The 24,034-nt window shown below is 41.1% G+C and carries 21 protein-coding genes and 7 tRNA genes; 6 read left to right on the plus strand and 22 right to left on the minus strand.

Annotation, left to right across the window (positions count from 1 at the left end; all coding sequences use genetic code 11):
- Positions 1-197 precede the first annotated feature (197 nt).
- The gene (locus AC27JR_RS10695) at positions 198-1,430 is read right to left on the minus strand and encodes a tyrosine-type recombinase/integrase (RefSeq protein WP_487173584.1); all 1,233 of its coding nucleotides are present in this window, start codon (positions 1,428-1,430) and stop codon (positions 198-200) included.
- Between the two features lie 498 nt (positions 1,431-1,928).
- Here AC27JR_RS10695 and fadE point away from each other — a divergent pair, with 498 nt between their 5' ends.
- The gene (gene fadE / locus AC27JR_RS10700) at positions 1,929-4,391 is read left to right on the plus strand and encodes an acyl-CoA dehydrogenase FadE (RefSeq protein ID WP_010391432.1); all 2,463 of its coding nucleotides are present in this window, start codon (positions 1,929-1,931) and stop codon (positions 4,389-4,391) included.
- Between the two features lie 5 nt (positions 4,392-4,396).
- On the opposite strand, the gene AC27JR_RS10705 is transcribed toward fadE, so the two are convergent.
- Entirely contained in the window at positions 4,397-5,506 is a 1,110-nt protein-coding gene (locus tag AC27JR_RS10705; RefSeq protein WP_487173585.1) for a DUF6136 family protein, read from the minus strand.
- Positions 5,503-6,093: an ABC transporter ATP-binding protein gene (locus tag AC27JR_RS10710; protein WP_109875510.1), complete on the minus strand. Its 591-nt coding sequence runs from the start codon at positions 6,091-6,093 to the stop codon at positions 5,503-5,505. Before AC27JR_RS10710 ends, AC27JR_RS10705 begins: the two co-directional genes overlap by 4 nt.
- A 162-nt stretch (positions 6,094-6,255) precedes the next feature.
- Here AC27JR_RS10710 and AC27JR_RS10715 point away from each other — a divergent pair, with 162 nt between their 5' ends.
- Positions 6,256-8,199: a S9 family peptidase gene (locus AC27JR_RS10715; protein WP_487173586.1), complete on the plus strand. Its 1,944-nt coding sequence runs from the start codon at positions 6,256-6,258 to the stop codon at positions 8,197-8,199.
- Positions 8,200-8,251: 52 nt separating this feature from the next.
- Here the strand turns inward: AC27JR_RS10715 and AC27JR_RS10720 are convergent, their stop codons facing one another.
- From AC27JR_RS10720 to dnaQ, 10 genes are all read right to left on the minus strand, one after another.
- Positions 8,252-8,968, minus strand: a complete 717-nt coding sequence (locus tag AC27JR_RS10720; protein WP_487173587.1) for a helix-turn-helix domain-containing protein — start codon at positions 8,966-8,968, stop codon at positions 8,252-8,254.
- A gap of 235 nt (positions 8,969-9,203) precedes the next feature.
- Positions 9,204-9,280, minus strand: a tRNA-Asp gene (locus AC27JR_RS10725).
- Positions 9,281-9,333: 53 nt separating this feature from the next.
- Positions 9,334-9,410: transfer RNA gene (locus AC27JR_RS10730), tRNA-Asp, on the minus strand.
- Between the two features lie 36 nt (positions 9,411-9,446).
- Positions 9,447-9,523: transfer RNA gene (locus AC27JR_RS10735), tRNA-Asp, on the minus strand.
- 38 nt (positions 9,524-9,561) lie between these two features.
- A tRNA-Asp gene (locus AC27JR_RS10740) sits at positions 9,562-9,638 on the minus strand.
- 31 nt (positions 9,639-9,669) lie between these two features.
- Positions 9,670-9,746, minus strand: a tRNA-Asp gene (locus tag AC27JR_RS10745).
- A gap of 41 nt (positions 9,747-9,787) precedes the next feature.
- Positions 9,788-9,864 (minus strand) — tRNA-Asp (locus AC27JR_RS10750).
- Between the two features lie 27 nt (positions 9,865-9,891).
- Positions 9,892-9,968: transfer RNA gene (locus AC27JR_RS10755), tRNA-Asp, on the minus strand.
- A gap of 98 nt (positions 9,969-10,066) precedes the next feature.
- Complete coding sequence (locus AC27JR_RS10760; protein WP_487173588.1) at positions 10,067-11,437, minus strand: TIGR03503 family protein; 1,371 nt, start codon at positions 11,435-11,437, stop codon at positions 10,067-10,069.
- A 9-nt stretch (positions 11,438-11,446) separates the two neighbouring features.
- Complete coding sequence (gene dnaQ / locus AC27JR_RS10765; protein WP_008114597.1) at positions 11,447-12,160, minus strand: DNA polymerase III subunit epsilon; 714 nt, start codon at positions 12,158-12,160, stop codon at positions 11,447-11,449.
- Between the two features lie 68 nt (positions 12,161-12,228).
- Between dnaQ and rnhA the strand changes: the two genes are divergently transcribed.
- On the plus strand, positions 12,229-12,693 hold the full coding sequence (rnhA, locus tag AC27JR_RS10770) for a ribonuclease HI (RefSeq protein ID WP_054202172.1): 465 nt from the start codon (positions 12,229-12,231) through the stop codon (positions 12,691-12,693).
- Positions 12,694-12,707: 14 nt separating this feature from the next.
- Here the strand turns inward: rnhA and AC27JR_RS10775 are convergent, their stop codons facing one another.
- Complete coding sequence (locus tag AC27JR_RS10775; RefSeq protein WP_487173589.1) at positions 12,708-13,469, minus strand: class I SAM-dependent methyltransferase; 762 nt, start codon at positions 13,467-13,469, stop codon at positions 12,708-12,710.
- Positions 13,470-13,522: 53 nt separating this feature from the next.
- Here AC27JR_RS10775 and gloB point away from each other — a divergent pair, with 53 nt between their 5' ends.
- Together gloB and AC27JR_RS10785 are read left to right on the plus strand one after the other, a co-directional pair.
- Positions 13,523-14,296 (plus strand): hydroxyacylglutathione hydrolase, encoded by a 774-nt coding sequence (gene gloB, locus AC27JR_RS10780; RefSeq protein WP_055011755.1) that lies wholly within the window; start codon positions 13,523-13,525, stop codon positions 14,294-14,296.
- Positions 14,297-14,449: 153 nt separating this feature from the next.
- Positions 14,450-16,027: a LysM peptidoglycan-binding domain-containing protein gene (locus AC27JR_RS10785; protein ID WP_487173590.1), complete on the plus strand. Its 1,578-nt coding sequence runs from the start codon at positions 14,450-14,452 to the stop codon at positions 16,025-16,027.
- 69 nt (positions 16,028-16,096) lie between these two features.
- Here AC27JR_RS10785 and AC27JR_RS10790 read toward each other — a convergent pair whose 3' ends face one another.
- Entirely contained in the window at positions 16,097-17,467 is a 1,371-nt protein-coding gene (locus tag AC27JR_RS10790) for a Gfo/Idh/MocA family protein (RefSeq protein WP_487173591.1), read from the minus strand.
- A gap of 161 nt (positions 17,468-17,628) precedes the next feature.
- On the opposite strand from AC27JR_RS10790, the gene AC27JR_RS10795 reads away from it, so the two are divergent.
- On the plus strand, positions 17,629-19,239 hold the full coding sequence (locus AC27JR_RS10795) for a M28 family metallopeptidase (protein WP_487173592.1): 1,611 nt from the start codon (positions 17,629-17,631) through the stop codon (positions 19,237-19,239).
- Between the two features lie 66 nt (positions 19,240-19,305).
- Here the strand turns inward: AC27JR_RS10795 and AC27JR_RS10800 are convergent, their stop codons facing one another.
- The 7 genes from AC27JR_RS10800 to AC27JR_RS10830 form a co-directional block, all read right to left on the minus strand.
- On the minus strand, positions 19,306-19,521 hold the full coding sequence (locus AC27JR_RS10800; RefSeq protein WP_487173593.1) for an EF-hand domain-containing protein: 216 nt from the start codon (positions 19,519-19,521) through the stop codon (positions 19,306-19,308).
- Positions 19,522-19,590: 69 nt separating this feature from the next.
- Positions 19,591-19,803, minus strand: a complete 213-nt coding sequence (locus tag AC27JR_RS10805; RefSeq protein WP_178955602.1) for an EF-hand domain-containing protein — start codon at positions 19,801-19,803, stop codon at positions 19,591-19,593.
- A 155-nt stretch (positions 19,804-19,958) separates the two neighbouring features.
- The gene (locus AC27JR_RS10810) at positions 19,959-20,171 is read right to left on the minus strand and encodes a calmodulin (protein WP_487173595.1); all 213 of its coding nucleotides are present in this window, start codon (positions 20,169-20,171) and stop codon (positions 19,959-19,961) included.
- A 537-nt stretch (positions 20,172-20,708) separates the two neighbouring features.
- Positions 20,709-20,924: a TIGR02450 family Trp-rich protein gene (locus tag AC27JR_RS10815; protein WP_008114572.1), complete on the minus strand. Its 216-nt coding sequence runs from the start codon at positions 20,922-20,924 to the stop codon at positions 20,709-20,711.
- 57 nt (positions 20,925-20,981) lie between these two features.
- Entirely contained in the window at positions 20,982-21,335 is a 354-nt protein-coding gene (locus AC27JR_RS10820; RefSeq protein WP_487173596.1) for a cupredoxin domain-containing protein, read from the minus strand.
- A gap of 21 nt (positions 21,336-21,356) precedes the next feature.
- Complete coding sequence (locus tag AC27JR_RS10825) at positions 21,357-23,597, minus strand: heavy metal translocating P-type ATPase (RefSeq protein WP_487173597.1); 2,241 nt, start codon at positions 23,595-23,597, stop codon at positions 21,357-21,359.
- On the minus strand, positions 23,594-24,031 hold the full coding sequence (locus AC27JR_RS10830; RefSeq protein WP_008114568.1) for a MerR family transcriptional regulator: 438 nt from the start codon (positions 24,029-24,031) through the stop codon (positions 23,594-23,596). The genes AC27JR_RS10825 and AC27JR_RS10830 overlap by 4 nt, the downstream gene beginning before the upstream one ends.
- Positions 24,032-24,034: the final 3 nt, after the last annotated feature.

A 24,034-nucleotide genomic window follows, 5' to 3' on the forward strand; every position in this document is an offset into this window, starting at 1 on the left:
TTTTTACATCCGTCAACTACGGCATAAAGCAATTTAATATTTAAAAAATATTTATTAAATATATGCTATTTAATTGCCCATATCAATCTCATACGGTTTATTTTGTATGCATTTGTCGCTTTTTGTCGGGTTATATTGCGTTTTATTAATGTCTATTACGGACTAGTAGCACTTAACAACTACTGAACTGCTAATGTTTAAATAGTTCTTTTTATAAACTTTTCCCACACTTCTATACTTTTGCTTTTTTCTTTCATGTAGTCATACCTGTCATAATGCACGCTCGATACGTCAAATTTGTTGTGCTGCTGGAGTATGTCGCGGTTTATTTTATCGATACCCGCTTTACCCATCAGTGTTTTACACGTTCGGCGTAGGTCGCGGGGATTAAAGTTTGGCACTTTGTTTTTTTCACACCATCGTAGTATTGCCATTCTTAATGTTGATACGTGTGCGGTTGCTGTTGGGTTGTCGCGATGCGGGAACATTTGCCCTGCTTTACCGCTTTGCTGCATTAACTCTTTGATGATTGGTATTGCGGTTTCGCATAATGGCACTATGTGATCACCCCGTTGTTGTACTTTGATACGATTTGCGGGGATGGTGAAAGTTTTGCTCTTTAAGTCAAAGTCACTTACGTATGATCCGTAAACCTCATTTACGCGCTGGCCACCAAGTAATAATGCCAGCTTTATGTATTGGTGGGTGTAATAAGGTAGGTCGTCTGCATTCCATACTTTTTTTAGTTCGGCTTCATTTAACCAGCGTTCACCTTTGTTTTTTGGCGTTTCAAAATTAATGTCTCTGATGAAGTTTGTTTTTATGTCGTATAGGTTTGGCTTTTTGTATTGCTCTGGTGAGTTATCAAAATCTATAGCAAATTTTAATATGCTCATTAGTACACTGCGAACCAGTCGCGCTTGTTCTTTAGCACCACGATTATATACACGGTAAATAATGTCACGGGCCATGTCGATTGTGAACTCGTCGGGCATTAATTCGGGTTTAATAAACGGGGTAATGTTTCTTTTAATGAGCTTTTCGGTTCGGTCTATTGTTGACTCTGCCCAGCGTGTACTTATGAATACGTTAAAGTCAGCGAGCATTTGTAACATGGTACGTTTTGCTGATGATTCAAACTCTGCTTTTTGAGTTTCTAATTGGTGTTCTTGCGGGTCGATATTGTCACTTAATAAGACTGCTATTTTAGCATGTTTACTACGCGCTTTTTTAAGATCGACGGTTGGGTAATTACCAAGGCCAATTACTTTGCGCTTGCCATTTATGTGGTACTGAACCCTGAACGTTTTAGCGCCTGATTCACTAACCCTTATTTGTAAGCGCCCTTCCCCGTAGTTACCTGACTCGGTTAATACATAGCGTTTTTCTTTGGCCTTAAGCGCCTTAATTGATTTGTCCGTAAAGTTCATATATTGCCATTTGAAACTGTGACCACCACATGGGTCACAGTTTTGGTCACAGATTAGTATGCGATAACAATAACAGAAAGAGACAAAATGAAAAGCTTTATACCATTAAAAACGAGGGTTTGCAGTGGGTTGCGACAAGCTAATACTGGATGAAATCTAAAAAACCGACATGCCAAGTAATTCACACATAAAATAAATAAACCTTTAAAAAGCTAAACATAGAATATCGTTCTATTTTTAATAAGCGTACACTGATCATCATAAGTATATTTACTTAATTAAACTTATATTACTACTAGATTAATTGATTTTTTTAATGCTTATATTTTTTTATGATAAGCCAAAATAAACGATTACAGCCAAACTGTTCGTATAACATACAACGCATTGTAATAATCGTACCGATAACTACACTTTAATCTAAGTAATGTACTTGAAACTTAGCGTTACTAGCGCTACTCTAAACGAGGTGGTCTGACCTCTATTAAGGAATTAGCAATGACACTCATATTTACACTTGGTTTAATCGCACTGCTCAGCATTGCGCTTTACCACAGAGCGAGTTGGAACACAGCACTTGGTGTTTCTGCCGCAACATTATTAATTGGTACCTTTGCTGGTGCTTTTGGTTTAATTAGCTGGGTGATCTTTTTAATCATCGCAGTGCCTCTTTCAGTTACTGGTATTCGCCAGCAATACATTATCAAACCTATTTTCACCATCTTTAAAAAAGTAACACCGAGTATGTCTGACACCGAAAAGTCAGCAATCGATGCGGGTACTACGTGGTGGGAAGCGGATTTATTTTGTGGTAATCCAGATTGGAAAAAGCTTCACCAGTATCCAGTTCCAAAACTTACTATTGAAGAGCAGGCATTTATCGACGGCCCTGTTGAAGTTGTATGTAGTATGCTTGATGATTGGGAAGCTACGCATGAGCTGACTGATTTACCTCAGGATGTATGGCAATATCTAAAAGATAACAAGTTCTTTGCCATGATAATTAAAAAGGAATACGGCGGCTTAGAATTCTCTGCATTTGCACAATCATGTGTACTGCAAAAACTAACCAGTAAATCAACATTGCTTTCGTCAATTGTTGGTGTACCTAACTCGTTAGGCCCAGGTGAGCTATTACAGCACTATGGTACTGAAGACCAAAAAAATCATTACTTACCGCGTTTAGCAAGCGGTCAAGAAATTCCATGTTTTGCACTTACCTCGCCAGAGGCGGGTTCTGATGCAAGCTCAATTCCAGACTACGGTGTAGTGTGTAAAGGGCAATGGAATGGCGAAGAAGTAGTTGGTGTAAGCCTTACATGGAACAAACGTTACATAACACTTGCGCCTGTAGCTACGGTACTTGGTCTAGCATTTAAGTTACAAGATCCTGATGGATTATTAAGCGACGTTAAAGAGCCAGGTATTACCTGCGCACTGATCCCAACAGATACCCCAGGGGTAGAAATTGGTCGTCGCCACTTCCCGCTTAATGTGCCGTTCCAAAATGGCCCTACTCGCGGTAAAGATATTTTCGTTCCACTTGATTACATTATTGGCGGCCCAGAAATGGCTGGTCAAGGCTGGCGTATGCTAGTTGAATGTTTATCGGTTGGTCGTGCTATTACGTTGCCGTCAAATTCAGCCGGTGGCATTAAAATGATTGCAGTAGCAACCGGTGCTTATAGCCGTATTCGTCGTCAATTCCGCTTACCAATTGGTAAAATGGAAGGGGTTGAAGAATCAATGGCCAAGCTTGCTGGTTATGCTTACAGCTCAGACGCTGCAGTAAGCATGTCTACGGGCGCGGTTGATTTAGGCGAGAAGCCATCAGTTGTGTCGGCGATTATTAAGTACCACCTTACCGAGCAAATGCGCGATTCAACCATTCATGCAATGGACGTGCTAGGCGGTAAAGGGATCATGCTTGGGCCAAATAACTATTTGGGTCGTGGCTATCAAGGTGCACCTATTGCCATTACCGTTGAAGGTGCAAACATCTTGACCCGTAATATGATTATTTATGGTCAAGGTGCAATTCGTTGTCATCCATTTGTACTTACCGAGCTAGGTGCGTGTGAAATTGAAGACCGCGAAGAAGCGCTTAACGTATTTGATAAAGCGCTAATGGGTCACATTGGCTTTACCATGTCTAACCTTGTACGTACTAAGTGGCTTGCGCTTACTGGCGCTCGCTTTACTAGCGTGCCATACAAAGACGAAACTGCAGAGTTTTACCGTATTGCGTCTCGCTTTAGTGCATCACTTGCACTTATGTCAGACATTAGCATGGCGGTATTTGGTGGTTCTCTTAAACGTAAAGAACGTATTTCAGCACGTTTAGGCGACTTATTAAGTTACCTTTACTTAGTATCTGCAACGCTAAAACGTTACAACGACGAAGGCCGTAAAAAAGAAGATTTTGCATTGGTTCAATGGAGCTGTCAGGATCACCTTTACCACTGCCAGCGTGCACTTGCTGATTTAATCAATAACATGCCGTCGGCTCCACTACGTGGTGTTTTAAAAGTATTGTTATTCCCGTTTGGTCGTCCGGTTCGTAAACCTACCGACAAACTTGAGCACAAACTAGCGCAGTTGTTACAAGTTCCTAGCGAAACACGTAATCGTTTAGCAAGCTATGTATACCTTACAAACGAACCGCTTAACCTTGTAGGCCGTCAAGAGCAAACGCTTAAAGACGTTCTAGAAGTAGAGCCATTGTTTGAGCGTGTATGTAAAGAGAAAGGCGTAAAGCTGCCATTCTTCCAGCTTGATAAAGTGGCGCAAATGGGTTTAGAAGCGGGTATTTTAAGCCAAGCAGAAGCCGATAAGCTCGCTGCAGTAGAAAAAGATCGTCTAGACGTGATTAATGTTGATGACTTTGACCCTGCAGATTTACTTGCTGGCAAAGCAGCGCGTAATAGCAAAGCTAAAGCTAAAAAGGCAGATGCTGCTTAACTTTACTAATAAAAGCTAAGCAACACACCTGTTATAACCATCCAAACCAGCGCATAATGCGCTGGTTTTTTTTGCGCTAAGGCCTGTTGTAGTAAACACCAAACAACCCCTATTACTAGCAATAAGCAATTTGCTTGATTAAATAAAGCCACAAAACCAACCAGTGCGAGTAATAATACAATTAAGCTAGGAATAAATAAGCTAACAAAGAATGCTGTTTGCTTATTCTGCATGTTAAAAAACACACTGTACTGCTGATATAGGTGACGACAATCAAATTGTAGTGAGCTACTAAATAACACCACAAAGGCAAGTGACAAAATACTGAATATAGCAGCTAAATCAGCGCGCTCTTGTAACAACACCTTGGATGCCATAAATACACATAGTAATAAAGCTCCTCGCCATATCAAAGCCCAGCTATTATGCATAAAAAATAACAGCCAAAAGCCTGTAAGTGAATTCAACTTTAGCTTAGCTGTAGCATTAAAAGGGACCATCAAGGTACTTAGCGCAAACAACAGAACAAAGCCGCTATGATAAAGCAATGGACTGACATCAAGCGGTAACGTTGCCCAAACTGCGGATAACAAAAAACCATAAACCAGCGCTATTGGCTTGTATAAACATAAAATGCCGAGCACAAATTGCAATAGTAAAAACAACCAGAAATGCGGCACTCTAAGCCACTGACTCACACTAAGATCAATCGCGATAATGAGGCTCGCAATCAACCAGCCATTGCTTAAAAGTAAAAGCTTTATATCCATAAAACCAAGCCAATATCGCTTCACCAATGTTTGTTGAAAGGCACGTTGAGCGCTGTTTTTTATAGCAGATTTCATTGCGCTCAACATGACACTTTGCAACAGCAAATACAGCCAAGCCATCTGTGCACCATACTGCGGTGCATCGCTGCTATCGATAATTTTTCCCAGCCCTAAAAACAACAGTAAAATCATACCAAGCATGGCAGAGCCAAGTACCACTAGAAATAACAAGCCAAAGTTTTTAAGTTGCAACAATAATTGCGTGAGTTCAGTTTTGTAAGCCTGATAACGATAATCCATAAAAGAGCGATATTGCCCGATTGATTGTTTTAAGTTTGCAATCATAACGGTATACACTCAAAGCCACGCTCAATAAATGGCGCTGGTTCATGGCAGGTGATGACTATTTTCCCATTTGGCTTATCTATTAGATATTCATCAAGCAGTACTAATAAATACTGAATACTGGCTTGATCAAGTGCTGCGCTGGGTTCGTCTAGAAGTAAATAAGGTGCATCACGCATAAGCGCTAAAATTAACTGGCATTTCTTTTGATTACCTGACGACAGCGCATCAAAACGAGTATTTAAAAATTCATTGAAATTAAACCCATCTATTATTGTCGTTGGCCAATCACAATCCAGCGTATTCACGGACAAGTTAATAATTTGCTTTGCCGTAAGAAAGTCAGGTAAAGCAATACAGTCTGAGGCTATAGCAACTTGTTTATGCGGTTCGGTTAATGCTTTTTTAGAAAATAAAATCTGCCCACTTTGGCGCGTTTCGAGCTCTGCCAACATCATCAACAACGTTGTTTTACCTTGGCCATTAGGCGCTTCAATGCATATTTTAGGTGCACAAAACTGCACACTATAGCCACTGTACAATACGTTTTCAGCAAACTGTTTATGTAACCCAATGACTTCTATCATAAATACTCCCTGATTTTGAAAGTGAATTATAACTGGTTTTCTATTTTCGTGGGCTACATGGTTTGTAACACTTTATTGCAGTTCGAATAGGCTAATTACTTGCGTTTAAAAAACGTTCGGTTAACACTAAAAGTCTATAATTATAATCCAAGGAATGTATCTATGAAAAAAGCCCTCAAATTTGCTTGTATTACCTGTGCAGTATCAATTGCATTAACAGGTTGCAGTCAATCTAATAATTCAGCCTCTACCCCTGTGGTAACTGAGCAAACACAACAAGTAAAAACCTATAACGCTAAAACCTTTTTTGATACAACATCTATCATGGGCAGTAGCTTTTCCCCGACTGGCGATAAAGTTCTAGTTAGTAGCGATGAAAGCGGTATTTACAGCTTGTATGAAGTTGACATAAAAACAGGTAGCAAAACGCGCCTAACCAATTTTGAAGACAGCACCTACCCTATTCGCTATTTCCCAAATGATGAGCGTGTACTATTTACCAAGGACTCAGGCGGTAATGAGCGCTACCATGTTTATGTGCGTGAAGTTGATGGTTCAATCAAAGATTTAACTCCAGGGGAAGAAACCCGCGCGAGTTTTGCAGGCTTTACTAAAGATGGCAGTCAGTTTTTTATTACCAGTAATCAACGCGATGCCAAGTTTATGGACTTGTATCGTGTAGATAGCAAAACCTATAAAGTCACGCCCGTTTATCAAAACACACAAGGACTAGATGTGGGCGCAATTAGCCCCGATGGACGCTACATTGCACTGTCTAAAAATAATACCAATAAAGACAGCGATACGTTTATTCTTGATACCTATAAGAAAACCCTCAAGCCGCAATTAATTTCAAAACACGATACACCAGCACAATATACGCCTGAGACCTTCTCTGTAGACAGCAAATATTTATACTACTCAACAGACGCTAAAGGAGAGTTTTCAGAGGTGTGGCAATATGAGCTCGCCACAGGCAAGCACAGCCCAGCATTAAAAGATGATTGGGACGTTAGCTTTATTTACTTTTCTAAATCTGGGCGTTACCAAGTAAGCGGTGTAAATGCTGATGCCAGCACAAAGGTCACAGTAAAAGACACGCAAACAGCGGATGAAATTGCCATGCCTAAATTACCTGCGGGAAATCTACGTGGTGTGAATTTCTCAAGCGATGAGAAAACCATGGCGTTTTATTTAAATTCAGATACCTCACCAAGCAACTTATTTGTTTGGCAAGTTGGCAGTAATGAAGCCAAGCAACTTACCAACACATTAAGTGAAGATATAGATCAAAACGACTTAGTAGAGAGCACCATTGTGCGCTTTAAAAGTTTTGATGATTTAGAAATACCGGGCGTATTATACAAACCAAAACAAGCCAGCAGCACCAATAAAGTACCTGCACTTATTTGGGTGCATGGTGGCCCAGGTGGGCAAAGCCGAACTGGTTATAGCGCAATGCAGCAACATTTAGTTAATCACGGCTATGCTATTTTTGCCGTCAATAACCGCGGTAGCTCAGGCTATGGTAAAACATTTTTCCATTTAGACGATAAAAAACATGGCACCGATGATCTACAAGATATTGTCTACGGTAAAAAACACTTACAAAGTCTAGATTGGGTCGATGCAGATAAAATCGGCATCATGGGTGGTAGCTACGGCGGCTTTATGACCGCAGCCGCGCTTGCCTTTGAACCGGAAGAGTTCAAAGTAGGTATCAATATTTTTGGTGTGACTAACTGGGTACGCACACTGAACTCAATTCCACCATGGTGGGAAAGCTTTAAAAAGGCGCTATACGATGAAATGGGCGATCCTGCCACCGATGGTGAACGTCACCGTGCTATTTCACCGCTATTTCATGCCGATAACATCACTAAGCCTTTAATGGTTATTCAAGGTGCTAATGATCCACGCGTATTACAAATTGAAAGCGATGAGTTGGTTGCTGCGGTTAAAGCTAATGGTGTGCCAGTAGAGTATGTATTATTTGATGATGAAGGCCACGGTTTTAGCAAAAAAGAAAACCGTATCAGCGCCTCCAACGCCTACCTAAACTTTTTAGATACTTACTTGAAAGAACGCTTTGGCCCACAAGGGTAATTGTAAGCCAATTTATATTAAAGCCTGCTGCGTTTTCATGTACGCAGGCTTTTTATTGCTTGGTTAATCTAGGTTCCAGTAAAGCGAGCGCCAAACCAAATACAGCAGCAAAAATACCTAAAAACTCAAACCAACTATTGCCTGCATGTGGCATAGTCCGCGAAAGCTCATTTGCAGTATAAACACGTTTACCTCCCTCAACCTCTTCAACAAATGATTCACCGACATACTCATCCATTAACTTAAAACTTGGTACCCTTCTGGCCAGCATTTCCCGATTTTTCTCATCTCTTTTTTCTCGATTCGACTCAATAATATAATTGCTCCAATGAGTAAAAACATTCAGAGGTTCACCTGTTTTGATCACACCTTGTGATTTATATTCGTAAAAGCGCTCATTGAACACATAGTTTTTATGTCCTGCATAAAACAATGCACAACCAATAGATATTAAAAACATTGCGAGATAAATAACCTTACGCTGTGTGGCTGAGCTCTTTACTGCTTTACTTTTATACCACAGCTCTACATCGGGTATTTGCATCAGTCTAACTTTATCGTGACTCGATACTAGTGGCTTCATAAACTCATCAATTGAAAGATCTAATGCTATCAATAAAGCTCTAAATATTTCATTGGAGGGAATTGATTTATCATTTTCAAGCTTTGATAAATAACTCTGCTCTATCCCCACTTGCTGAGCGAACTCTGGCTGGCTCAGTTTTTTATCATTTCTTAGCTGCTTTAATTGCTGACCTAATGTACTCATCTTAATGCTTCCTTTTTAAAAGTGAGGTTAGATTCTTGGTAATTCATGCAGATATATGAAGCTGAATAGTGAAGAATAATAAGGAATATTAGCAGGTTAGTATAAAAAAGTCGATCTGATAGCTGATAGCTGATAGCTGATAGCTGATAGCTGATAGCTGATAGCTGATAAAAAATTATATTTGGATTTATTAATAAGGAAATTATTTATTGCTTGTTATTGAGGAAATAACAAGTGGCGGAGTGGACGGGACTCGAACCCGCGACCCCCGGCGTGACAGGCCGGTATTCTAACCAACTGAACTACCACTCCGCAGTGGTATGTGCATGGGGTAATGCACTTACTAATTTTGTTACGATATCAAATGGCGGAGTGGACGGGACTCGAACCCGCGACCCCCGGCGTGACAGGCCGGTATTCTAACCAACTGAACTACCACTCCGCAGAGATATCTTTTACTTGTCATTACTTAATTTGTTGGCGGAGTGGACGGGACTCGAACCCGCGACCCCCGGCGTGACAGGCCGGTATTCTAACCAACTGAACTACCACTCCAGCATACAAATTTTGTAATATAACAGTGTTTAAATAGTTGGCGGAGTGGACGGGACTCGAACCCGCGACCCCCGGCGTGACAGGCCGGTATTCTAACCAACTGAACTACCACTCCAGCGCGTATTTAAACTGTTATTTTTTCTTATTGGCGGAGTGGACGGGACTCGAACCCGCGACCCCCGGCGTGACAGGCCGGTATTCTAACCAACTGAACTACCACTCCATAATAAGAATATGTTTTACAACCATATGTTGTGTAAGTGTTGGCGGAGTGGACGGGACTCGAACCCGCGACCCCCGGCGTGACAGGCCGGTATTCTAACCAACTGAACTACCACTCCAGCGCATACTTACAAATTGTCGAAAATTGGCGGAGTGGACGGGACTCGAACCCGCGACCCCCGGCGTGACAGGCCGGTATTCTAACCAACTGAACTACCACTCCGCATTTTCGTTTCTGTCTGAGTCTCCCCTGACAGCGGCGTGAATAATACGAACCAGCCCCTGCTTCGTCAAGGGCTTTTTTGTTTTTTTACAGGTTTTTTAGTCATCTGACATCGAAAGGTTTAAAATTCCACCTGATTTATCATTTTTTGAGCTATTTTCTGGTTCATCTGATTTTTGCTGTTCAGCTTTTTTTGACTCAACAGCTTTCTTTTTATTTAAAAAAGCTAAATTCAATTTAAGTTTTAATGGTTTGTTCTGCACAAAAACACGAATACATAACCAACCTATAAATAAAATGGTCAAATTTCCACCAACAATTAAACTAACCATTAATCCCGTGGACATTACTTTTGGTTTTACAACTGGCACAGGAATAATTTCTGGTTCGCTAACACTGGCAACTGGAATTTCTGGAATCACTTCAATCGGTCTTTCTATTTCAAATAAATAGGTTGGCAATGTAGCCATAAACTCTCGGTCATTGATTGTTGAGCCAAAAACAGAGATTTCAATGTTGTAGCGCCCCCAACCATAATCTTGTAAAGCCAGCTCTCTAGCAGTAGTGCTGTTGCTATCTAAGTAAAATACCTGCTCTTCACCATTGGGATAATAAATTTTACCTTGCATGATCACCGTCTCAGGTTTTAAAAGCTCATCATCAATATTGATGGTAATGCGATGATCATCCCCCTCTTCGGTTGCTTCAACGGAGGTAAAACTGAAAGGCGGCTCATGCACAACAATAGGATCTTGAACCACCCGCCTCTCTAATACATCAGTGGTAATATAAAGCTCAGGGCGCCACTCGCCAGGTGTGAAATTTAAGGTAAACTCACCGGTAAACACACCGTCTTTAGCGCTTTCATCGAACCCGTAGCCATCATCTTTGAATTCAGTTACTTGTTGTATGCCTGCACCAAAGTTTTCAAAGTTTTCATTATTGGTGCTCACAAAGCTTACATTAAGCGATACCGCATCTTTAAATAGGTTGGCGCGAATCGGCTCGCCATCATTTAAAATCTCACCAGTTACCTTTACAGTTTCACCCTGAAACAGAATTTTAGGCAGTGGGTCTACTTTTAGCGATAGCTCACCAATAACAACAATGCGGCTTTCTGGCATTATTTGGCCAATAACTTGCCACGGCCCAGGCATGGGATTGCGAATAACCACTAAGTCATAATTTAATTCGTCGTACCAATCAAGACTAGTGTTTCTCACCGCATTGGTTGCAAAGTATTTAGTACCATCGGGTCTTACTAAAATTACGGCAGGCGATCCTGGGCGTCTAAAAAATATTAATTTTATTTCATCAATTTTGTCATCAACACGAAAACGGTTATCCAGTAACGGGATTTCATTTTGTTTACCGCTGCCTTTTAACTCTTCAACTTGCTTTACGCTGTGTGCATCGGGGTGGAAACACACGGCAATTAAAAGCAGTGAAACTACTAATAGCGTTTTCATAATAATGCCCTATTCAGCGCGCCATAAACAATGGCCGCCCTCCTTTTGTACAATGTCTAAACGCGTTTGATGTGCGCTTTGCTCTGCATCGCTAGCTGCTATAACTACCAAAGGCGCCCTGTCGCTACTTAGGCGTCTAATACCGCCTTTTTGATCTTCACTTGAGTCATCTTTGTTTTGATTTAGGTTTAGCTTTACTTGCCCCCCGGTCATTGCCAGGTAAACATCGGCTAAAATTTCAGAATCCAGTAAGGCGCCGTGTAACGTCCGCTTAGTGTTATCAACATCGTAGCGGCGACAAAGTGCATCTAGGTTGTTCTTTTGCCCTGGATGCAAGTCACGCGCCATTTTAAGGGTATCAAGCACGCCACAAAAACTATGGGTGTTTTGATAGCCTTGGTTTAATAACGCAAATTCATTATCCATATGGCCAATATCGAACGGCGCATTATGAATAACTAACTCAGCCCCTTTAATATAGTCAAAAAACTCTTGAGCAATGTCACGATAAAGCGGTTTATCGCGTAAAAATTCATTAGTAATACCGTGAACATCGATTGCTTCTTCTTCAATGCTGCGCTGCGGATTTATGTAAACGTGAAAATTATTGCCGGTTAACCGGCGATTCATAAGCTCCACACAGCCGATCTCAATGATACGATGCCCTTGTTTAGGGTCGATGCCGGTGGTCTCTGTATCTAAAACTATTTGTCTGCGTGCCATATCGAATTAAGCCTGACTCTGGTATCTTTCTATAATCACTTTATTGTACATAATATCAAGGTAAAACAGTGCAAAAAACCGTAGAGATTTACACCGATGGTTCGTGTTTAGGTAATCCAGGCCCCGGTGGTTATGGTATTTTTATGATTTATGAAGCCCATGAAAAAAAATTAAGCCAAGGTTATAAGCTTACAACCAACAACCGTATGGAAATGCTGGCAGCCATTGTGGCGCTAGAATCTCTTAATCGTGCCTGCCCTGTAACCCTGACTACCGATAGCCAATATGTTAAGCAGGGTATTGAGTCTTGGATCACCAATTGGAAAAAACGCGGTTGGCAAACCTCGGCTAAAAAGCCGGTTAAAAATGTCGATTTATGGAAACGTCTCGACAAAGCCTGTGCCGAGCACGACGTTACCTGGAAATGGGTAAAAGGCCACAGTGGCCACAAATATAACGAAATTGTTGACGACCTTGCTCGTGATGCAGCCAGCGGCAACAATTTACTCGATGATGAAGGTTACCAACCGTAACCCTCTTCATCATGCTATTTTTTATTTTGTTGATAATGCTGTTTTGAGGTTTGCCTAAGCCCTACCCCTTTTATTGGCGCAAATTGTGGACGAGCATGCCACTTAGGTTTGATTGGTGTAAGTGGCGCAACCCGCTTTCGGGCCACCAGCATATACACACTGCCCATAGGTTTTAAATACTGTTTGGTAAAGCTGCGCCAAAATGCAAACCGCGATAAGCGATTACCACGCGCCAACGACGAATAAATAAAGCGCTCATCGGCCACAATTTCAAATCCAAGTAAATTTAGCCAGTCTTTTACCCGTGCAGGAGTAAAAAAGCGCCCTGTCCACGGTAATTTTTGACGGCTAAACGGCAGTAACTGCGCTAACCCACAAAAGCTAAACGGATTAAAACCCGTAATGGCAATATAACCGCCTGGAATAAGGGTTCGATGAGCCTCACGTAAAATATGATGTGGATCTGAGTGATATTCTAAACAATGGCTCATAATGCAAGCATCTATAGAGTGCTCATCAAAAGGCAGTTCGTCTATATCGGCAACCACCCCCGTGTATGGGCCAAGCTCTGCAACACATACTTGATGTTTAATGGAGCTTTTACTGGTGTCTAATTCACCGCTTAAATTACCTAATTTAAGCATATGATAGCCAAACATACGCGGTAACCACGGCGACAATTTGCGTTCTATATCACAACGTAAATAATCACCATGCGGAAACTGCTGCCAGGACAACGGTTTGGGACCTTCTTGAAAACTAAGGGCTGGTTTCATTATATAAGCTCGTTATAATATTAATTAAATACCACTTTATAGAGCAACGATACATGGTGCAAGTCAAAGCAATTAAAGCCTTTTCTGATAACTACATTTGGTGCTTAACCACCGAGCAGAATAACCAAGCGTGGGTGGTTGATCCTGGGCAATCAGCGCCAGTTTTAGAGCATTTAGCACAGCATAACTTAACCCTTGGCGGTATTTTAATTACCCATCATCATTATGATCATACCGATGGCGTAGCTCAATTAGTAAAGCAGTACCCTAACATCACAGTTTACGGCCCAAGTAATAGCCCATTTGAGGGAATAACAACGCCTTTAAATGAAGGTGATACAATTAGCGTTTTAAACATTCCATTTGACATTATAGCGACTCCTGGGCACACCCTAGACCATATTTGTTATATTAATGATGCACTGGCCTTTACTGGCGACACCCTATTTAGCGGCGGTTGTGGGCGCTTATTTGAAGGCAGCCCAGAGCAAATGTGGCATTCATTTAATAAGTTGCGAGTACTGCCAAGTGATTGCAAAGTATATTGCACCCACGAATACACCCAAGCAAACTTGGCCTTTGCAAAAGCGGTTGAGCCACGAAACCCCGAATTACTCGCTTACAGCCAGCAAGTAGATGAATTGCGAAAAAATGATGAAATAAGCTTGCCAAGCACCATAGGTCAAGAGCTTAAAGTTAACCCTTTCATGCGTAGCAACTTACCCAATATTACAGAGTCATTACCAAAAGAGTATTGTTTAGTTACAAAAAACAATGAACCTTGGGAAAACTTTGCTAGTCTGAGAAAGTTCAAAGATCATTTTTAAGCTAGCAACAATAATAATAAAACGATTAGTTAATAAACAATAAGTTAACATTTTCTAATCATATTTGTTTGGAACTTTTAACGGTCATAAGTGGCAATGTTGACTCATTATGGGTAGTATTCGCCGAGTTTTTTACCCTATGTATTGGTATTTATGAATAAATCTCCTCTTTTATTGGTCTTAGCGATGACGCTAGGCGGTTGTCAAACACTGACAACGTTAAACACAGATTCACAAAATCAAGCTCAAAACCAGCTTGAAGGCGCCAGCCCAAATGATATTAGCACTGCATTAATGATGAATGCGCAATATCAACAAGTAAACGATATTGAAGAAGAAGCCCCTGTGTTTGACGATGTTTGGGAGCGAATTCGTTACCAATTATCTATTGATATTCCACAAAATCGCCCAGTGGTCGCTGAGCGTAATTATTATGCACGTCATCAGGCATACCTAGATCGCATTTCTAAACGTGCTGAGCCGTATTTACATTTTATTGTTGAAGAAATTGAAAAGCGTGAAATGCCCATCGAAATTGCACTTTTACCCATTGTAGAAAGTGCATTCGACCCTTATGGCTACTCTCACCGTACTGCATCGGGTATTTGGCAATTTATGCCTGCAACTGGCGAGCGTTTCGATTTAAAACAAAACTGGTGGTATGACGGTCGTCGCGATATTGTGCAGTCTACACGCGCTGCACTTGATTATCTCTCGTACTTACACAAAACCCTTGAAGGTGATTGGCTGAACGCAATTGCCGCCTATAACTCAGGTGAAGGCCGCTTGCTGCGTGCGATTAAAAAGAATCGTAAAAAGCATTTACCTACCGACTTTTGGTCACTAGATTTACCTCGTGAAACCACCGCCTACGTGCCTAAATTATTAGCTTTAGCTGATTTACTAAAACGTGCAGATGAGTTTAAAGTGTCGTGGAAGCCAATAATTAACGCACAAGTAGTCGAAGTGGTTAATATTGAGTCACAAATAGATTTAGCACTGGCTGCGGATATGGCCGATATGACCCTTACCGAACTATATCGATTAAATCCAGGATTTAACCGCTGGGCAACCGATCCTGATGGCCCACACTTTTTATTACTTCCTACCGATAAAGTAGAACAATTCACTGAAAAGCTTACCGCTACAGCGATTAAAAACCGTCTTCGTTGGCAGCAATATAAGGTCAAACGTGGCGATAGCTTGTCGGTGATTGCAGATAAATTTACCACTAGTATCAGCGCGATTAAGTCATTAAATAAGCTTAACTCAAACGTAATTCGTGTGGGTCAACAAATTTTAGTACCACTCACTGATGGTAAAATTAACAGTGAACATTTGCCTCAGCAAGTACGTGCGGCCGCTAATAAAAGTTTACGCACTAAACTTTCTCATACGGTAAAAAGTGGCGATACCCTATGGGATATTAGCCGCGAATACGATGTAACTATGAGTGAATTAGCTAAGTGGAATAAGCTGAAAAAAAATGTAGTACTGCGTTTAAATCAAAAATTGGTAGTTTATAAGTCAGCTAGCCAGCCTAAAAAGTCGACGAGTAATACTAATCGTACTATTACCTACAAAGTGCGCCGAGGCGATTCTTTAGCGCGTATAGCGTCTAAGTTTAATTTAACAGTGAGCGATATTATTAAATGGAATAACCTTGCCGGACAAAAATACTTACAGCCAGGACAAAAGCTTAAATTAAAAGTAGATGTAAGAAGTAGCTGATCCTTATTGTAAAAAACTGTTAAATAAAAAAAGAGCGCATGCGCTCTTTTTTTGTGCCTGCTATAAACCTTAGCTTACAATGCTTAAAGGCTTTGCTGTTTGCCATGCACCGCGAGTAAAATCGGGAATATCGATTGAGCGGCTACGCTCACTCACAGACAGGGCTGATAACGGTGAAATAACCGACCATGCTGCGCCATCGTAAACGTCCTGATCCAGCGGTTCGCCATTTCTTAGGCAATAAATCATTCGCCAAAACATTAAAAAGTCCATGCCCCCGTGGCCGCCATTGCGCTGTGCTTCTTCACCCATTTTAATCCATAGGGGATGGTCGTACTGCTCATACCATGCGCTCATATCATAATCCCATTCATGAAAGCTTGTTGGTCCGCCATTTTCAAGCGCAATACGATTAGGGAAACCGGCAAACACCCCATTCGTGCCTTGGATTAAGTTATGTCGAGAGTATGGCCGAGGGGTTGTTGTATCGTGCTGTACCATAATACTGCGCCCCTTGAGAGTTTTAATCAGTGTCGTGTTCATATCACCGGCAATATAATTAAGCTGATTACGGGAATGATCCGCTGCAAATTCACGTTGTGCATACGCGCTTCTACCCAGCGAAGGAGAGCTCATTGAGGTTAAAAAATCAAACCTATCGCCACGATTTATATTCATATATTGCGATACAGGGCCTAATCCATGGGTCGGGTATAAATTACCATCACGTTTTGCATGCCATTGCGTTCGCCATGAGCCTGTTTTGTGCTCAAGCTCTTTCATTTGCCAACGCAGCTCATGGATATAGGCCGCTTCGCCATGTAACAGCTCCCCAAATACACCTTGGCGCACCATGTTTAATACCATTAACTCGTCGCGACCATAGTTAACATTTTCCATCATCATGCAATTTTTTTGAGTACGCTCGGCGGTATCTACAATTTGCCACATTTCGTCAACAGTCAGTGCCAGAGGCACTTCAACAAAAGCATGTTTTGCGCTGTTCATAGTATCGATAGCCATAGGTGCATGCCATGCCCAAGGAGTAGAAATAATGATTATATCTATATCTTGTCGTTCAAGCATTTGTTGATAGGCGTGCTCACTACCAGTATACAACGCCGGCTTAGCTACCCCTTTATCAACTAAATAATTGGCAGCTCGCTCTAGCACCTCAGTGTGCGTGTCACAAATAGCGACTATTTGCGCACCTTCAATATGGCTCATGCGCTTTACATGTCCATAACCGCGCTGACCCACACCAATAAAGCCCACTCTAACCACATCCATTTTAGGCGCGACTAAACCAATAACGCTGCGCCCTTGCTGTTTTGGTGCGCTTGCATTAGCACTTCCACTTGATGCACAACCACTCACTACACCTGCAGCTGCGGCAACACTGGCTGCTTTTAAAAAGTCTCGACGATTAAATTGCTTCATTGCTTTATCCCTTTTGTTATTGTTTTAACTTACCTAAAGGCAGTGAACGGGTAAATAGGTGAAGAGGTAAGCGACATAAAAATAAGGTTAAAAGAGATAAAAATTCGCATTTACCGGTTACTTGGGGTTATAGTCGAAAAAAATTATTATTTTAAGTAGTTATGTCTTATATAAAAATCACTGCACTTTTTTTAGCTATTGCACTAACGGGTTGCTCTGAGCCTACAACGCCAGCTTCATCTCTTGAAAACACCTCTGGCGTTAGTTTAAATAATCTTAAACAGCATATTAAAACCTTAGCGTCAGATGACTTTGAAGGACGCGGCCCGCTTACCTTAGGTGAAGTTAAAACCGTTGGTTATTTAAGTGAGCAATACCAAGCAATGGGGTTGTCTGGCGCGTATCAAGGGAAGTATTTACAGCCAGTTAAAATGGCCATGCTAACTGCAGATCAAAACATGCAATTAACTATGGGGAAGCTTAGCTTTATTGCAGGTAAAGACTTCACCGCCCGTACAAAGCAGTTACAGCCGATTATTGATGTCCGCAATAGCGATATTGTATTTGTTGGTTATGGGATTAACGCGCCAGAATATAACTGGAACGACTATGCCAATGTTGATGTAACCGATAAAACCGTTATTGTGCTGGTGAACGATCCGGGCTTTGCCACCCAAGACGATACACTATTTACAGGCAATGCCATGACCTACTATGGCCGCTGGACTTATAAATATGAAGAAGCCGCACGCCAAGGTGCAAAAGCGGTATTTATTGTTCATGAAACAGCCCCAGCCGCATACCCTTGGGGCGTAGTTGAAAGCTCAAACACGGGCACCAAGTATAGCTTGATGGACAACAACCTTAATGCATCTGAACTGCCGGTTATGGGCTGGTTAACACTTGATGCCGCTGAGCAAGTATTTACATCGGCAAACTTAAATTATCAACAATTAAAACAACACGCATTAAGTAAGCAATTTCAAGCCAAGGAATTGAACTTAAAGGCGAACCTTGCATTTAAAAATGAAGTGTCACACGCTAAATCACATAATGTGGTTGCACAAATTACGGGCAGTGAAACCCCTGACGAATACGTTATTATTAGTGCCCATTGGGACCATTTTGGTACTAAACAAACCGACAGTGGACCTAAAATTTATAATGGCGCAGTCGATAATGCTTCAGGCACTGCAGCAACGCTTGAAATTGCTCGCATTATGAGCAAAATGCATCAGCAAAAGCCGTTTAAGCGCTCAATCCTGTTTGCTAACTTTACCGCCGAAGAAACAGGTCTAATCGGCTCAGAAGAATTTGCCAATGGGAATATGATTGCCACTAAAAAAATGGTCGGATTATTAAATATCGATGGTATGAACGTGCTCGATGAAACCGATTATATTTTGCAATACGGTAACAACCTATCAGAAATGGAGAGTTACTTAGCAAGCGCGGCTAAAGCACAAGGACGCGTGGTAAAAATGGATCCTCGCCCACAAAATGGATTGTTTTTTAGATCAGATCATTTCTCACTCGCTAAACAAGGCGTGCCAAGTTTACTGTTTATGAGCTTAGGTGATACCGATCCTGACTACATCAGTCATAAATACCATAAAGAAGCCGACGACTATTCAGATACATGGTCATTAGCTGGTGCAAAACAAGATATCGAGCTGGTTATAGATATAGCCAGTCAACTTGCCAATAATGGCGACTGGCCTAAGTGGATAAATGAATCTGATTTTAAAACCAAACGTTTAGAAGATAAGTAAATAAAAAAGCAGCCGAGAAATTATTCGGCTGCTTTTATCTGTATCGTTAAAGATTGTGCGTGTTTGTTACTGAACTTTGGCAAATTCTTGTTTAGATAATTCACCATTCCCGTCAATATCTAAGTCATCAAATAATTTAGCTAGTTGCGAATTAGTTTGTGCTTCAGACTGGCTAATAACGCCGTCGCCATCAGTATCGAAAGAATCAAAGTCAACCGCAGCAAAAGCGGCAGAAGACGAAGCAAGTGCAATTAAAGCAAGCGTTTTAGTAAATGTTTTCATAATAAATCCTTAGCTTAATAAAAAAGTGGGTAAGAAATCCTTTTCAAAGATCCTTAGGGAATTAGAAAGTTAGTATGCTGAAAATTCGTCTTTAGAAAGTTCACCATTGCCATCACCATCCAGCTCTGCAAACTGCTCCATAAGTTCGGCCGCAACTGATGCTTCAGCTTGGCTAATTGCGCCACTACCATCTACATCAAGAGTTTCAAAGTCTGTGCTGGCAAATACTGCAGATGAAGAAGCAAGTGCCATAAGTACAAGAGTTGACTGTAATTTTTTCATAATATTAATCCTTCAAAGTATGCAATGTTTGGGTATAAATTAATTAACTCAACGCTACAGCCGTACATCCTAGTTATTCTCTTTCATAGGCTCCCTTGCCTATTTAGGTTGTCTTTGGCAACTCAGAATAAGTAATAGCGTTGAATATTGGCCTTTTAAGCCTTAGAAAATTCTGCTTCAGAAAGCTCGCCGTTTTTATCCGTATCAAGCTCTGTAAACTTGCTCATAAGTGAGGCATCTACTGATGCTTCAGCTTGGCTTATCGCGCCATTACCATCTACATCCAGTGTGTCAAAATCTGTTGCAGCAAACGCCGCAGATGAAGAAGCAATAGCCATTAATACCAGTGTTGATTTAAATGTTGTCATAACGTAATTCCTTCATTGGGTTGTAAAGTTAAGCGTTAAGCTTAAGCACTTTTTGCTAAATACAGCTTAGGTACTACAACTTCAATGCCATGTTTATTTTTTAATTTATAAACAACAAGTTAAAAATAAAAATGTGATTTTTACTTAAAAATGCATCGCATTTTGTTGCTCTTTTGCAACAGCTACTTTTAACTAAAAAGATACCCTTTAAAATTCAATAAGTTAAATCATCTAAAAAAGACACACCTATCTTCAATTCAAAGTAAAACAACAAAACTGAGCCGCTACAGGGATAAATCGCAACTGAACAAATTAAAAACGCGTAATTAAACAGGTTAAATTAAATAGGTAACAAATTGAAAATAAACAACTTAAATGAATTTTTAGAAACATATAAATTTATTTTTTAACGGGGAAGGAAAAAATAAGGATTTGTCGCCGTATGGCGAATAAAGACTAAAAACAGGGAATAAACTTCGCGCGGGATACTAATTTGATATCACTCATGCCCATTTATCTGGGCATGAGTACTAGCGGTCACTTCCAGCCTTGACGCCATCTTTGTTCATCTTTTAAATCGCGCCACTGAATAGGATATTGATTTTTTGACATCACCGCCTCAGTGATACATTCAATCACATTACCGTCTTCATCAAATTCGACCTCAACAATAATAAAGTGCTTTTCTTTATTAATGGCTGGAATGGCAGTCCACTTGCTATTGAGCAGTTTTTTAGGATTTAATTTATTCATACTACACCTTTTATATTTTCTGCTTGAGCATACGCATCAGAGACACGTTTAGTTTTATCAATAAACCAATAACTTACCTTTATACATTTGCATTTGGCAATGAAAGGCATATTCGCCGGCATCAAGCGTAGGTATCTCAATAGGTGCATTTTCACCCATGCTTAGCGTTTCACTGAGTTCAAGGGTGGGGAAAATCACTGTTTCAGCGCAAGGAGAACTATCTTGTCGATTAAAGTTCAGAGTCAGAGGCGTATTCGCTGCCACCTTAATATACGCTGGTGAATACACGCCGTTACTCACCGTAATGGTTATTTGATTGCTATCACTGTTTACTTTATTTGGCTCATACCACCAAAACCAATAAATAATAGCGATAATAAGTAAAACGCCTAATAAATTAATTAATAACATAATGAAGACCCTCAAAGAAAATTACGATTTACTCGGTTTAAAATAACGTAATCGGTTGGCATTAGTAACCACCGTAAGCGATGACAAAGCCATTGCCGCCCCTGCTACGACTGGGTTTAGTAGTAAACCAAAAAACGGATACAACAGCCCTGCAGCAACCGGAATACCTGCAATGTTATAAATAAACGCACCAAACAAATTTTGCTTTATATTAGTTATGGTTGCACCACTTACAGCTATCGCATCTGCAAGGCCATGAAGCGAGCCTCGCATCAGCGTTATATCCGCACTTTCAATAGCTACATCTGTACCAGTGCCAATCGCAAATCCAACATCGGCTTGTGCCAACGCTGGCGCATCATTTATACCATCGCCAGTCATGCCTACAATTTCACCTTGAGATTGGCGCTTAGTCACTTCACTGGCTTTATCATCTGGCATTACTTGGGCTATAAAGTCTGTAATACCGACTTTGCTGGCAACGGCTTTAGCGGTCGCTTGGTTATCGCCTGTCAGCATAACCACATGAATACCTTTATTTTGTAAGCGTTTAATAGCTTCAGCTGAATCTTCTTTTATTGGGTCGGCAACCGCAATAATGGCATGTAATTGATTGCCAATAGCAAAGTACATCGGCGTTTTAGCAGCGCTAGCAAGCTGCTCCGCCTGCGGTATTGCCTTTGCAATATCTATACTGTGGCTTTTCATCAGCGCCTGATTGCCAAACAACAGGTTTTGCTCATTAATAGTACCAAGCACACCTTGTCCGGTCACAGCATTAAAATCACTGACTTTTTCAAGGGTGATGTTTTTATTTTTAGCGAAATTAACAATCGCTTCGGCTAATGGATGTTCAGAGCCACTTTCAAGGCTGGCTGCTAACTTTAGCACCTCGGTGCTGTCGCTTTGGTTGAACGTGACCACATCTGTCACGGTTGGTTTACCGGCAGTTATAGTGCCCGTTTTATCTAAGATCATGGTGGTTATTTTAGCTGTAGTTTGCAGCGCTTCACCGTTACGAATGAGTATACCCGACTGAGCAGCTTTACCTATGCCGACCATAATTGACATCGGTGTAGCTAAACCCAGCGCACACGGGCAAGCAATGATTAAAACCGTGGTTATTGCAACAACCGCATAAGCAATGCTTGGCTGTGGGCCAAAGTTAAGCCATGCTAAACCTGCTAGCACCGCAATAATCATCACTGTAGGTACAAATATGCCTGAAATAACATCGGCTAAGCGCCCAATTGAAGGCTTAGAGTTTTGCGCACGTTTAACCATATTAATAATGTTCGCTAAGGTGGTTTCACTGCCAATATGAGTTGCTTTAAACAACAAAGTACCACTTTTACTTATACTACCAGCAACAACCTTATCGCCCTCACCTTTATTAACTGGCATAGGTTCACCAGTGAGCATTGATTCATCTAGTGTACTACTGCCTTCGATGACATCTCCATCGACTGAAATTTTCTCACCAGGGCGCACACGAACCACATCGCCTTTTACAACTTGGCTTATAGCTATATCTTGCTCTTGGTTATCACGGATCACTCGTGCAGTTTTAGGTTGTAAACCAATTAAGCGTTTAATCGCCTCAGAGGTGCGCCCTCGCGCCTTTACTTCAAAAGCTAAGCCAAGACTAATTAAGCCTATGATCATCGCTGAGGCTTCAAAATAAACGTGCCTAGCCACCTCAGGTAATATACTTGGCATGATCACCACCACCATTGAATATAGCCAGGCTGTACCCGTACCAAGCGCAATCAAAGTATCCATATTCGCTGTATGATTTTTAAATGACTGCCACGCGCCTGTATAAAATTGCTTACCCGACACTGCCATTACCACCAACGTCATCACTCCAACAATAAACCAGCCAATGCGCTGAGCTTGGGTGGTGACACTCATATCAAAAATTAAACCATAAAGCATTAATGGCGCACCCAAACCCAATGCCAATACCATATTGCGCATGAGCTTTTTATAGTGCGCGTTATCAGCTTCGGCTTTTTCATCTAGGGCGTCTTGCTGAGAGTCACTATTCATAGGTTTAGCTTGATAGCCTATTTCGGCGACAGCCTGCATTAGCTGCTTAGCCTTTGCACAACCTTCTACTTGCACAGTTCGATCGGCAAAGTTCATTTCAACGCGCTGTGCACCCTTTACATTTTTCAGCGCTTTCTCTATTTTAGCTACGCAACTACCGCAATTTGCGCCTTCAATCATAAAGTTTTGCGTGGTGGATTCATTACTCATAACGCTTCCTTAGTATTTTTAACTTCAGAGATCGGATCAACAAAGGTCTCTATTAAGCTACATATATCGGCACTTACAGCCCCATCAGGCGATTTATCCCACTGTTTAACCGCCGCTTGCATTCGCGTGCGTAATTTAAGTGTTTCTTGAAAGTGCTGCTCTGTTTCCTCTAGTCGCTTTGCTATTAATTGTCGTGTTAGCGGACAAGGACACTGCCCTTGCTCTGACTGTGCAATAATTTGTTGAATATCTTTTATTGAAAAACCAAGTTGACGGGCACTAATAATAAACTTTAAACGTTGCTGATCCGCTGCGGTATACACTTGATAACCATTGTGCTGACTACGAATAGGATTAAGCAGTTTTATTCGCGTGTAATGGCGCACCGTGTCTTGGGTTACACCCAGTGTTTTAGCTAATTGCTTTACGTACATCAT

This window comes from Pseudoalteromonas sp. NH0006-26, from assembly GCF_057552415.1.

Coding starts and splice junctions, on each gene's coding strand:
- AC27JR_RS10695 (WP_487173584.1), bottom strand. CDS start 1,430: ATGAACTTTACGGACAAATCAATTAAGGCGCTTAAGGCCAAAGAAAAA.
- fadE (WP_010391432.1), top strand. CDS start 1,929: ATGACACTCATATTTACACTTGGTTTAATCGCACTGCTCAGCATTGCG.
- AC27JR_RS10705 (WP_487173585.1), bottom strand. CDS start 5,506: ATGATTGCAAACTTAAAACAATCAATCGGGCAATATCGCTCTTTTATG.
- AC27JR_RS10710 (WP_109875510.1), bottom strand. CDS start 6,093: ATGATAGAAGTCATTGGGTTACATAAACAGTTTGCTGAAAACGTATTG.
- AC27JR_RS10715 (WP_487173586.1), top strand. CDS start 6,256: ATGAAAAAAGCCCTCAAATTTGCTTGTATTACCTGTGCAGTATCAATT.
- AC27JR_RS10720 (WP_487173587.1), bottom strand. CDS start 8,968: ATGAGTACATTAGGTCAGCAATTAAAGCAGCTAAGAAATGATAAAAAA.
- AC27JR_RS10760 (WP_487173588.1), bottom strand. CDS start 11,437: ATGAAAACGCTATTAGTAGTTTCACTGCTTTTAATTGCCGTGTGTTTC.
- dnaQ (WP_008114597.1), bottom strand. CDS start 12,160: ATGGCACGCAGACAAATAGTTTTAGATACAGAGACCACCGGCATCGAC.
- AC27JR_RS10775 (WP_487173589.1), bottom strand. CDS start 13,469: ATGAAACCAGCCCTTAGTTTTCAAGAAGGTCCCAAACCGTTGTCCTGG.
- gloB (WP_055011755.1), top strand. CDS start 13,523: ATGGTGCAAGTCAAAGCAATTAAAGCCTTTTCTGATAACTACATTTGG.
- AC27JR_RS10785 (WP_487173590.1), top strand. CDS start 14,450: ATGAATAAATCTCCTCTTTTATTGGTCTTAGCGATGACGCTAGGCGGT.
- AC27JR_RS10790 (WP_487173591.1), bottom strand. CDS start 17,467: ATGAAGCAATTTAATCGTCGAGACTTTTTAAAAGCAGCCAGTGTTGCC.
- AC27JR_RS10795 (WP_487173592.1), top strand. CDS start 17,629: ATGTCTTATATAAAAATCACTGCACTTTTTTTAGCTATTGCACTAACG.
- AC27JR_RS10800 (WP_487173593.1), bottom strand. CDS start 19,521: ATGAAAACATTTACTAAAACGCTTGCTTTAATTGCACTTGCTTCGTCT.
- AC27JR_RS10805 (WP_178955602.1), bottom strand. CDS start 19,803: ATGAAAAAATTACAGTCAACTCTTGTACTTATGGCACTTGCTTCTTCA.
- AC27JR_RS10810 (WP_487173595.1), bottom strand. CDS start 20,171: ATGACAACATTTAAATCAACACTGGTATTAATGGCTATTGCTTCTTCA.
- AC27JR_RS10815 (WP_008114572.1), bottom strand. CDS start 20,924: ATGAATAAATTAAATCCTAAAAAACTGCTCAATAGCAAGTGGACTGCC.
- AC27JR_RS10820 (WP_487173596.1), bottom strand. CDS start 21,335: ATGTTATTAATTAATTTATTAGGCGTTTTACTTATTATCGCTATTATT.
- AC27JR_RS10825 (WP_487173597.1), bottom strand. CDS start 23,597: ATGAGTAATGAATCCACCACGCAAAACTTTATGATTGAAGGCGCAAAT.
- AC27JR_RS10830 (WP_008114568.1), bottom strand. CDS start 24,031: ATGTACGTAAAGCAATTAGCTAAAACACTGGGTGTAACCCAAGACACG.